General features: G+C 72.3%; 12 protein-coding genes and 1 pseudogene. 4 read left to right on the forward strand and 9 right to left on the reverse strand.

Annotated features, from left to right (window positions below; all coding sequences use genetic code 11):
- Window positions 1–61: 61 nt before the first annotated feature.
- The 5 genes and pseudogenes from QIS96_RS35575 to QIS96_RS35595 all read right to left on the reverse strand — a co-directional run.
- Window positions 62–220: pseudogene (locus QIS96_RS35575) on the reverse strand (Txe/YoeB family addiction module toxin); the annotation flags it as partial.
- 11 nt (window positions 221–231) lie between these two features.
- The gene (locus QIS96_RS35580; protein ID WP_282546995.1) at window positions 232–1,770 is read right to left on the reverse strand and encodes a PTS transporter subunit EIIC; all 1,539 of its coding nucleotides are present in this window, start codon (window positions 1,768–1,770) and stop codon (window positions 232–234) included.
- 83 nt (window positions 1,771–1,853) lie between these two features.
- A complete protein-coding gene (gene murQ / locus QIS96_RS35585; protein WP_282546996.1) occupies window positions 1,854–2,813 on the reverse strand; it encodes an N-acetylmuramic acid 6-phosphate etherase in 960 nt (319 codons plus the stop codon).
- A gap of 100 nt (window positions 2,814–2,913) precedes the next feature.
- Window positions 2,914–3,840 (reverse strand): MurR/RpiR family transcriptional regulator, encoded by a 927-nt coding sequence (locus QIS96_RS35590; RefSeq protein ID WP_282546997.1) that lies wholly within the window; start codon window positions 3,838–3,840, stop codon window positions 2,914–2,916.
- Between the two features lie 131 nt (window positions 3,841–3,971).
- Window positions 3,972–4,541, reverse strand: coding sequence for a hypothetical protein (locus tag QIS96_RS35595; RefSeq protein ID WP_282546998.1), 570 nt, complete (start codon window positions 4,539–4,541; stop codon window positions 3,972–3,974).
- 208 nt (window positions 4,542–4,749) lie between these two features.
- Between QIS96_RS35595 and QIS96_RS35600 the strand changes: the two genes are divergently transcribed.
- Both QIS96_RS35600 and QIS96_RS35605 read left to right on the forward strand, forming a co-directional pair.
- Window positions 4,750–5,127 (forward strand): hypothetical protein, encoded by a 378-nt coding sequence (locus tag QIS96_RS35600; protein ID WP_282546999.1) that lies wholly within the window; start codon window positions 4,750–4,752, stop codon window positions 5,125–5,127.
- A 40-nt stretch (window positions 5,128–5,167) separates the two neighbouring features.
- Window positions 5,168–5,434, forward strand: coding sequence for a DUF4031 domain-containing protein (locus QIS96_RS35605; RefSeq protein ID WP_282547000.1), 267 nt, complete (start codon window positions 5,168–5,170; stop codon window positions 5,432–5,434).
- On the opposite strand, the gene QIS96_RS35610 is transcribed toward QIS96_RS35605, so the two are convergent.
- From QIS96_RS35610 to QIS96_RS35625, 4 genes are all read right to left on the reverse strand, one after another.
- The gene (locus QIS96_RS35610; protein WP_282547009.1) at window positions 5,391–6,620 is read right to left on the reverse strand and encodes a Cmx/CmrA family chloramphenicol efflux MFS transporter; all 1,230 of its coding nucleotides are present in this window, start codon (window positions 6,618–6,620) and stop codon (window positions 5,391–5,393) included. The genes QIS96_RS35605 and QIS96_RS35610 overlap by 44 nt on opposite strands.
- A 146-nt stretch (window positions 6,621–6,766) precedes the next feature.
- The gene (locus tag QIS96_RS35615; protein WP_282547001.1) at window positions 6,767–7,273 is read right to left on the reverse strand and encodes a GNAT family N-acetyltransferase; all 507 of its coding nucleotides are present in this window, start codon (window positions 7,271–7,273) and stop codon (window positions 6,767–6,769) included.
- 7 nt (window positions 7,274–7,280) lie between these two features.
- Entirely contained in the window at window positions 7,281–7,919 is a 639-nt protein-coding gene (locus QIS96_RS35620) for an HD domain-containing protein (RefSeq protein WP_282547002.1), read from the reverse strand.
- Window positions 7,920–7,966: 47 nt separating this feature from the next.
- Complete coding sequence (locus tag QIS96_RS35625) at window positions 7,967–8,563, reverse strand: cysteine hydrolase family protein (protein ID WP_282547003.1); 597 nt, start codon at window positions 8,561–8,563, stop codon at window positions 7,967–7,969.
- A 119-nt stretch (window positions 8,564–8,682) separates the two neighbouring features.
- Here QIS96_RS35625 and QIS96_RS35630 point away from each other — a divergent pair, with 119 nt between their 5' ends.
- On the forward strand, window positions 8,683–9,642 hold the full coding sequence (locus QIS96_RS35630; protein WP_408907315.1) for a GlxA family transcriptional regulator: 960 nt from the start codon (window positions 8,683–8,685) through the stop codon (window positions 9,640–9,642).
- Between the two features lie 209 nt (window positions 9,643–9,851).
- The coding region (locus QIS96_RS35635; RefSeq protein WP_282547005.1) for a hypothetical protein at window positions 9,852–10,050 on the forward strand (199 nt) is incomplete at its 3' end.

Consider the following 10,050-nt stretch of genomic DNA (forward strand, 5'->3'; position numbering starts at 1 on the left):
GGGCGGCACTCCCCAGTGGGGAGTGCCGCCCTCGGGCGTTGCAGGGGGAGGCGCGGCGTGCTCAGCGCTCGTAGTGGTAGCGGCAAGCGGCGATGCGGATCTCGTCCTCGACCACCTTGACGAGGCGGTGCTCGTCGGTGATGCGGCGGGACCAGTAGCCCTGGAAGCCGTGTTTCAGTGGTTCCGGTTTCCCGATGCCGTCGTTGCCGTTGCGAGACATGAGGGGGAAGGTCAGACGCCCGCGGGTTCCTTGGTGGGGGCGCCGCCGGAGGGCTCTGCCGCGCCGCCCGTCCGGGGCTCGCCCGCAGCCGTGTCCTGGCCGGTCGCGTTCAGGTCGGCCAGCATCTGCTTGCTGAACCCGAAGAAGTACGTCGCGAAGAAGCCCACGACGTACCCGACCACGAGGCCGCCCGCGTAGATCGCGATGGTCGCGCCGAGGCCTTTGTCGCCGTCGAGGAGGGGGAAGAGGGCCCAGCCGGACGGGCCGATGGCCGTGGAGCCGACCTTGTCGCCGATCATCGAGAAGAACCCGACGAACGCGCCGCCCGCCGCGCCGCCCACGCAGGCCGTGACGAACGGGCGGCCGAGGGGGAGCGAGACGCCGTAGATCAGGGGTTCGCCGACGCCCAGGAAGCCTGCGGGGAGCGCGGACCGGATCGTCGTACGGATCGAGTGGTTGTGCTTGAGGCGCTTGAAGACGGCGATGGCGCAGCCGACCTGGCCCGCGCCGGCCATGGCGAGGATGGGGAGCAGGACCGTGTAGCCCTGCTGCTCGATGAGCGTGGTGTGGATGGGGATGAGGGCCTGGTGCAGGCCGAGCATCACGAGCGGCAGGAACAGTCCGCCGAGGACCAGGCCCGCGAACGCGCCGGTGTTGTCGAGGAGCCAGTTGGCGGCGGTGCCGATCGCGGTGGACACCTCGCCCGCGACGAACATCAGGCCGAAGATCGTGACCAGGCCGGAGAGCAGCACGGTGAGCGTGGGCGTGACCAGTACGTCCACGGCCTCCGGCACCCACTTCCTGCACCACCTCTCGACGTACGTGGCGAGGACCGCCGCGCCCAGCGCGCCGAGCACGCCTCCCTGACCCGGGGAGAGCTGCTGGCCGAACGCCTCGATGTCCGCGACGCCGGGGAAGACGATGATCGCCGCGACCGCGCCGCCGAGGATCGGCGTACCGCCGAACTCCTTGGCCGTGTTGAAGCCGACGAACACCGCGATCAGCGCCATGAAGCCGGAGGCGATGGCGGCGAGGGCGGGGGTGACGGACGGCAGCCAACCGAGGTTCGTGAGGAGTCCGTTGAGGCCCGCGATGATGCCGCAGCCGATCAGGGCCGGGATCAGCGGTACGAAGATGTTGGCGATGCGGCGCAGGAACAGCTTGACCGGGGTCTGGTTGCGGGCCTTCTGTGCGGCCTTCAACTCGGCGCCCTGGGCGGCGAGTTCATCGGCAGTGGGGGCGGCCTGCGGGGCGGAGGACTCGACGGGGCGGTCGGACAGGGCCGCCCGCTCCGCCGCCACCAGCTGCTCGAACTCCGGCGTGACCCGTGCGACCTTTCCGGGGCCGAGCACGATCTGGTACGTCTCGTCCTCGACGACGCCCATCACGTCGGGCAGCGCCGCGAGCTCCTCGTCCCGGACGAGCCTGCGGTCGTGCAGGCCGAGCCGGAGGCGGGTCATGCAGTGCGCGATGGAGTCGATGTTGGCTGCGCCGCCGACGAGGGGCAGGATCGCGGCGGCGGTGGCGCGGTTCTTGTTGTCGGTGCTCATGTACGGGCCTTGCTGTGCGGGGGTGCGGTGCCGGGTGGCGTCGGGGTGACGGTGGTGCAGGGTGGTGCCGGTGGGGCCGGGGCTCAGGTCGTGGTGGTGTCGGGGGAGGTCGCGGCGGTGAGGGCGGCCCGGAGGTGGCCACGGGAGCCGGTCAGGAGGTCGTTGGCGGTGGCGGCGTCGACGTCGGCGAGGACCATCAGGATCGCCGTCTTCACCTCGCCGTCGGCCGCGGCGAGCGCGGACTCGATGACCTCGTCCGGGGCGTCCGTGGCGAGGGCGACGATGCGGCGGGAGCGGGCCTGCAGCTTGTCGTTGGAGGCGCGCACGTCGACCATCAGGTTCCCGTAGGTCTTGCCGAGCCGGATCATCGTGATCGTCGACAGCATGTTGAGGACGAGCTTCTGGGCCGTGCCCGCCTTCAACCGGGTGGAGCCGGTGAGGAGTTCGGGCCCGACGACGACCTCGACGCCGTGCTCGGCGGCCGCCCCGAGGGCCGAGTCCGCGTTGCAGGACAGGCCGATGGTGAGGGCCCCTTCGGCGCGGGCGTGTTCGACGGCGCCGATCGCGTACGGGGTGCGGCCCGACGCGGAGATGCCGACCACCGTGTCGTCGGCGGTCAGGCCGAGCTTCCGCAGGTCCTCGCGGGCCAGCTCCTTGGAGTCCTCGGCGCCCTCGACGGCGGTGACCATGGCGGGCGGGCCGCCCGCGATCAGGCCGATCACGTCGCCCGGGTCGGTGTTGAAGGTGGGCGGGCACTCGCTGGCGTCGAGCACGCCGAGCCGTCCGGCGGTGCCGGCGCCCGCGTAGATCAGGCGGCCGCCGCGGGCCATGCGCTCGGCGGTGGCGTCGATGGCGGCGGCGATCTCGGGCAGCCGCTCGGCGACCGCGGCCGGCACGGAGGCGTCCTCGCCGTTCATCGTGCGGGCGATGTCGAGCGTGGACAGCCGGTCGATCTCGGCCAGCTCGGGCCGGAACGCCTCCGTGGTGAGCGTGGCGAGCTCGGCGCGCAGCTCGCCGTAGTTGTCGGGGGTGGTGGCAGTCATGGTGGCGGCGGCTCTCTCGTGCGCGGCGGGTGGGGGGTTCTCGATCGGGGCTTGCCGCGGCCGGCTATGGCTTGCCGTGGCTTCCTCGGACTTGCCGTGGCTATCGGCTGCGCGGGCTGTGCCGGTGGGCGAGCGCTTCGTAGGACGCGGCGAGGGCGGGGGCCGCGGTCTCGTACGTCCGCTGCGCCACGCCGACGAACAGGCAGTCCACGACGAGGAGTTGGGACGTACGCGAGGACATCGCGGCGGGGCGGAGCTCGCTCTCGCGGGCGGTGGACGTGGTCAGGACGTGGTCGGCGTACTGCGTGACCGGGCCGTCCGGGCGGCCGGTGATGGCGATGGTGGTGGCGCCGTGCTCGAAGGCGACGCGCAGCGGCTCTATGACGTCGCCGGTGGAGCCGGAGTGGGTGATCGCCACGGCCACGTCCTTGGAGCGGAGCAGCACCGCGTTGGTCACGGACAGGTGCGGGTCGCCCATCGCGTGCGCGAGCATGCCGATGCGGAGCAGCTTCTGCGCCAGGTCCTGGGCGACGAGCGAGGAGGCGCCGACGCCGTAGATGTCGATACGGCGGGCGGCGGCGAGCGCGGAGACGGCGGCGCCGAGCTGCGCTGTGTCGAGCCCGGCGGCGGTGTCGACGAGGGTCTGCTGCTCGTCGTACGCGAGCTTGGCGACGACGTCCGCGATCGGGTCGTCGACGGCGATGTCCGCGGTGACGGCCGGGGCGCGGCCCGACTGCTGCTGCGCGGCGAGGCCGGCGAGGGCGAGGCGCAGGTCGCGGTAGCCCGGGTAGCCGAGGAGGCGGGCCGTGCGCACGACGGTGGCCTCGCTGGTGCCGGTGAGCTCGGCGAGCCCGGTGACCGTCAGGGCCGCGCACCCGGCCGGATCCCCGGCGACGGCCTCGGCGACGCGCTGCATGGAGCGGGTCATGGACGGCGCGAGGGTGCGCACCTTCGCGGCGAGGGCCGCGGGGGCGGGCGGGGCGCCGCTGCTGCCGCCGGTGAAAATTTCCTTCACGTTATTGCTCACGCTCTGAAAGATATTTTCCGGCAGGGGCGGCGTCAAGGGTCGTACGGCACGCGGGGCGCGGGACTCCCGGGCCGAACGCAGAACGGGCCGGCCCCTCAGGGGCCGGCCCGCTCGCTGCGCCTGCGTACTGCCTACGCCTGGGCGTCGAAGATGTCCGAGGCCTGCTGCGCGGTGAGGGCGCGGGTCAGCCACTGGCTGAGCAGATCCTGGTCATGGCAGGACGTGATGCGTTCGCGGACGTCGTCGGGTACGTCAAGATCGCGGTCTTCCAGAACCTGAAGCAGGAACTCGGCCCGGCCTTCGTCCCGGATTTCCTCTGCGAGGTACGACTTGAAGAAGGAGAGGTCCACGGCCACCAGGTTCCTCCAGACGTGCTTGGCCGGGCGGTTGCCCAGGCCCTGGGCGGTGAATTCGGCGATCGGGTTCGCGATGTCCTCGGGGGTTTCCTTCAGCGCTGCGGACAGCGCCTTCTTGCCCTGGGCCTCCACGGCGAGCAGGAAGGGGCCCTGCTCGGCGGTGTCGAAGCGCAGCAGGGTGTCGACGCGGCGCTCGACCGGGCTGTCCTCGGTGAGGTCGGTCGGGAGCGCCGTCGCCCCGACCGGTCTCGGGATGTCGGCCCCGAGGAACTCCGAGACACGGCTGAAGAGCCCCGGATCGTGCTGGAAGATGCGGTGCATTGCCTCGTGGGAGGAGGTGACCATGCGGTTCCGTTCGAAGGGTGGAGCAAAGGCGTTCGAGTGGAGCGTACGGTCGCCAACTGGTAGGAGCGGAAGCCCAGTTGGAGAAGATCACTCGTGCGTGTGGGCTCGCTTGACGGGTGCGCGGAGCGCGTGGTGAGAGGCGGTTTCCGTGAACTGCGGACCCGTTCCGGCTCGACTTCCGGTGGGGCGGTGGGCGCACAATGGACGCATGAACGCCCCGGATCCCACCAGTCACCTGGAGCAGTCGCTGCACGCGGCGCGCGCGCTCGTTCTGGCCGACCTCGTGGCGGGAGACGTGGCCGAGGCCGACGTCGTGTCGCTCGTCGAGGACGCCGTGTCGCACCGCCGCTGGTGGGTCGAGCAGTGGCCGGAGGGCGCGGAGTTCGTGGCCGGCCTGGTGGCACAGGACGTGCAGGACGCGCTCCTGGAGAAGTACGGCCGCTGGCCGCTCTGCCCCGCCTGCGGCTCCGGCGACCCGCACGCGCTGGACGTGGAGCCGGAGTTGGGCACGGACCCGCACTGGGTCTGCGGCAAGGCCGGGATAGTCGTCGCGGCGGTCGGGTCGCTCGGTTCGGTCGCCCGGTGAGCCGCCGCAGCGGTCGCGGCCGGCACGCGGGGTGGGCCCGGTGACCGTCTACATCGACCCGCCGACCTGGCCGGGCCACGGCCGCCTCTGGTCGCACATGATCAGCGATGTGTCGTACGACGAGTTGCACGCGTTCGCCGAGAAGGTGGGCTGTCCGCGGCGGGCGTTCGAGCGGGACCACTACGACGTGCCCGCGCACCGGTACGCGGATGCGGTGCGTGCCGGTGCGCGGGAGGTGTCGAGCAGGGAGGTCGTACGGCTGCTCACGCAGGCGGGGCTGCGGCGGAGGAAGCGGAGCGCTCGCTAGCAGGCTCAGCCGAGGGACCGCCGGTGGCGACCGTCACCGAGCGCCCCTTCTGCATCCGCAGCGCCAGCCCCACCGCGGCAAGGCCGAGCACCGTCATCCCCGCGCCCGCCCAGGCCGGGGACGTGTAGCCGAGGCCCGCGTCGATGACGAGGCCGCCGAGCCAGGGGCCGCTGGTGTTGCCCAGGTTGAAGGCGGCCGTGGCGGTGGCGCCGGCGAGGGTCGGGGCGGCGCCGGCGACGTTGAACATGCGGGCGTTGAGCGCCGGGGCCGTGTAGAACGCGGAGAAGCCGACGAGGAAGGCCACGGCCACCGCGACCGCCGCGAGGGACGCGAACAGGCCGAGGACCACCAGGAACACCGTCGACGCGACGATGCCGCTGAACAGCACGCCGAAGAGGTGCGCGTCCGCGATCCGCCCGCCGATCGTCGTACCCACGAGCGCGCCGATCCCGAAGAGCGCGAGGACCGTGGGCACCCAGCCGGAGTCCAGGCCCGAGACGTCCGTGAGCAGCGGCGCGAGGTAGCTGAACGCGCAGAACACACCGCCGCCCGCGAGCGTGATGAGCGCGATCTGCACCCACACCTGCGGGTCCCGGTAGATCACCAGCTCGCGCCGGAGCTGCGGCTTCACGGCCGGCACCGGGATGCGCGGGATGAGCGTGGCGACGCCGACGAGCGCGATCGCGGAGGCCGCGCCGACCGCCCAGAACGCCGACCGCCAGCCGAAGTGCTCGCCGAGGAACGCGCCCGCGGGCACGCCGAGGACGTTGGCGATGGAGAGCCCGCCGATCATCACGGCCATGGCGCGGGCCCGCGCGCTCTTGTCCACCATGGCGATGGCGACGCCCGCGCCGACCGCCCAGAACCCGGCGCAGGCGAGGGCGCTCACGACCCGGGAGGCGAAGAGGACCTCGTACGTGGGGGCGAGCGCGCCCGCGACCTGGCCCAGGCCGAACACGGTGATCAGGGAGATCAGGGTGGTGCGCCGGGGCAGCCGCAGCGTGGCGGCGGCGAGGACGGGCGCGCCGACGACCATGCCGATGGCGAAGGCGGATATCAGGAGCCCGGCGCTCGGAATGGAGACGTCCATGTCGCGGGCGATCTCCGGGAGCAGCCCGGAGAGCATGAACTCGCTGGTGCCGAGCGCGAAGACGGCGAGGCCGAGCGTGTGCACGGCGATGGGCATGCGCGTCTTGCCGGAGGGCTTCTCCGAAGCGGCGAGGGAAGGGGCGGGGTCGGGCGTCACAGGGTCGGGCATATCCGTTGCGAACAGTGACCGAGCGGGGCCCTATTCCCCTGCGGAGCGCCCGAGGCCATCCCGTGATGCAACGTTCATCCGCTGAGCTCGTACGTGCACTCCGTGTCCGTCCGGCCGGTCAGGCGGAACCCGGCCCGTTGCAGTACGCGCTGGGAGGGCGTGTTGTCGGGTTCGGTGCGGGCGTACACCGTCGTCACGCCGGCCTGGGCGAGGGCCCAGGCGGTGAGGGAGCGCAGGGCCGCGGTCGCGTAGCCGTGGCCGCGGGCGGTGCTGACCAGGTCGTAGCCGATCTCGACGCGGCCGTCGACGGGCGCGGTGTGGAAGCCCATCGCGCCGACCGCGAGCCCGTCGGCGGCGCGCGCGATGACGTACACGCCCCAGCCCGGTACGTACGTGCCCTCGCCCTCGGCCTTGGCGACGAGGCCCGCGCCGATGCGGGTGCCCTCCTCGGGGCCGCCCTCGATCCAGTCGAAGCCGCCGTCGCCGCCGAGCGCGAGGTTGGCCGCGGCGGGCGGGGCGACCTCGTGCAGCGTGACGAGGGCGGAGGCGGTCTGCGGGTCGTGCTGCGGGGTCAGGGTCATGCCCCGATCATGCCGTGAGCAGCTCCAGCTCGACAGTGAGATTCCGGCGGGCCCGCTCCTCCCACGCGGAGAGGCCGTGCGGGGTGCGGAAAAGCCGGGGCAGGTCGAGGAGTTGACGCAGGACGGCGGCGCGCCCGTCGCGGAACGCCTCGTCCGGGACGAAGGCGTACTCCTCGCGCACGGCGGCCGCGTACGTGGCGTAAACGTCCGGCTCGGCGGCCAGGATCGCGAGGTCGGCGTCGCACAGGACCTCGCCGTTGCGGTCGCCCTCGGCGGGGTCGTGGCTGACGGTGAGGCGGACGAGCCGGGCGACTTCGGCGGTCGCGTCCGGGCCCAACCCGGCCTCGGGCAGGGCGCGTTCAGCGAGCCGGGCGGAGCGCTCCTCGTTCTCGGACCGCTCCGGCAGGTACACCGCGTCGTGGAACCAGGCGGCGAGCCGGACGACGTCCGCGTCCTCGGCGTGCGCGGCGAGCGTGTCGATGTGGTCCAGGACGGCAGTGAGGTGGGCGAGCGTGTGGTACTTCCGCTGCGGCTCGGCCCACCGCTCGACGAGGTGCACGGCGTACGGGGCCGGGTCGGGGCCGCCGCCCTCGCCGCGCACGGCGAGCAGGGCGGCGGCCCAGCGCTGCTGAAGGTCGAGGGTCATGCCAGGGAGCCTAGGCCCCGGCGACCGGGCGACTCACCCCAGGTGGGTCACCCCAGGTGGTCCGCCGACGGCACGACGACCCCGTACAGGTCGGCGACCGTGCCGAGCGCGCTGTGGTGGACCTGCTCGGCCGGGACCTCGCCGTCGCGCGCGCCGTGCGTGAGCGGGCGGGTGGCGCAGGCGTCGGCGACGACGGTGGGGCGGTTGCCGCGCAGGAACGCGCCCTGCGAGGTGAACGTGACGCACATGTGGGTCATGAAGCCGACGACCACGACGTCCTTGTTCCCGGCGGCGTCGACGTGCTCGCCGAGGTCGGTGCCGAAGAACGAGTCGGGGGCGCCCTTCACCACGACCGGCTCGCCCTCGACGGGCGCGACCTTCTCGTGGATCTGCCCGATCTCGGCCCGGATGTCGTACGGGGTGCCTGCGCCGCCGTCGTGCATCACGTGCACGATCTTCGACCCGGCGGCGCGGGCGCGGGCGAGGAGCTCGGCCGCGTTGTCCAACGCCTCGCGCCAGCCGGTGAGTTCGAGGGCGCCGCGGGTGTAGGTGTTCTGGTAGTCGACGAGGATCAGCGTCGCGTCGCCGAGCACGGCCGGGGTCTGATCGAGGCCGCTGAGTTCGCGCAGGGTTGTCGTTGCCATGCGTCCACGCTAGGGACGCGCGGCGATGGCGGCAATGTCATGTAACTTGCAGATACGGACATGGGGTGGGTGTCGACGTACGAGGAGGAGTGGCTGTGGCGGACCGGCTGATCGTGGTGATGCTTTTCGACGGGGTCGACCTGCTCGACGTGACGGGCCCGCCGGAGGTCTTCGCGCTGCTGCGCCGCGAGGCGGGCGACGCGGCGGGGTACCGGGTCGTGCTGGCCGCGGAGTCCCTCGCCCCCGTGACGACCTCGGCGGGAGTGCGCGTACTGCCGGACGTGACGTACGACGACGTGACGGGCCGGCCCATCGACACGCTGCTCGTGCCGGGCTCGGTGGAGCCGGACGGGGCGGGCGGGGTGCGGGCGGTCGCGGACTCGGAGGTGGTCGCCCGGGTCGCGAAGCTGGCGGGTGCGTCCCGCCGTATCGCCTCGGTCTGCGTGGGAGCCCATCTCCTCGCCGCGGCGGGCCTGTTGGACGGCAAGCGGGCCACCACGCACTGGTCGACGGCCCAGCAGCTCGCCGCGGACCACCCGGCCGTACGGGTCGACGCGGACCCGATCTTCATCCGCGAGGGCCAGGTGTGGACGGGCGCGGGCATCACGGCCTGCCTGGACCTCTCCCTCGCCTTGGTCGCGGAGGACTTCGGCGAGGCGACGGCGCTGCGGGTGGCCCGGCAGCTCGTCATGTACCTCAAACGGCCCAGCGGCCAGAGCCAGTTCAGCGTCCCGACGGAGCCCGGCTCGACGACGCGCCGCATGGACGAGCTGCGCGCGTACGTCACCCAGAACCTCGCCCGCCGCCTCACGGTCCCGGACCTCGCGGCCGCGGCCCACGTCAGCGAACGCCAGCTCACCCGCCTCTTCAAGACGGAACTCGGCATGACGCCCGCTTCCTACGTGGAGTCCGCTCGGGTCGAAGTGGCGCGCCAGCGCCTGGAGTTGACGGACGACACCCTGGACCGCGTGGCGACGGCCTGCGGCTTCGGCACGGTGGACACGCTGATCCGGGCGTTCCGCCGCAGACTCAACACGACGCCTACGGAGTACCGGGGGCGGTTCCGGCACGTGACCTAGACGTGAGCATTTTATGGCCGCGTCCAGAGCTGACTAGGCAAATCCGATGCCGTGGCCTTCAGGGGCCGTGATCACGCCATATTCGCGGTGCCGACGGCTGGCCCCTGAGGAGCAGTCAGTCCCGTCGGTTACGGTGCAGATTCGCACAAGTGTTGTTGGGTACGCAGGCGCGAAGCTGTAACTGGCGTACGGGGGAAGGGAATACGGGGATGGGCTACGTCCTGCCCGAATGGGTGGATACGCTTCTCGACTTCGCAGGCATCAACTGGCCGAACGTGGACGAGGACGACTACCGCGAGATGGCCGACTCGTTGCGTGAGCTCGCGGATGCATTCGACGACCACGCGGGTGAGGCGCACGGTGCGGTGAGTCGACTGCTGTCGTCCAGCGAGGGCTGGGCGGTGGACG

The organism is Streptomyces cavernicola, assembly GCF_029968035.1.
In the GTDB taxonomy this organism is placed as follows: Bacteria; Actinomycetota; Actinomycetes; order Streptomycetales; family Streptomycetaceae; genus Streptomyces; species Streptomyces cavernicola.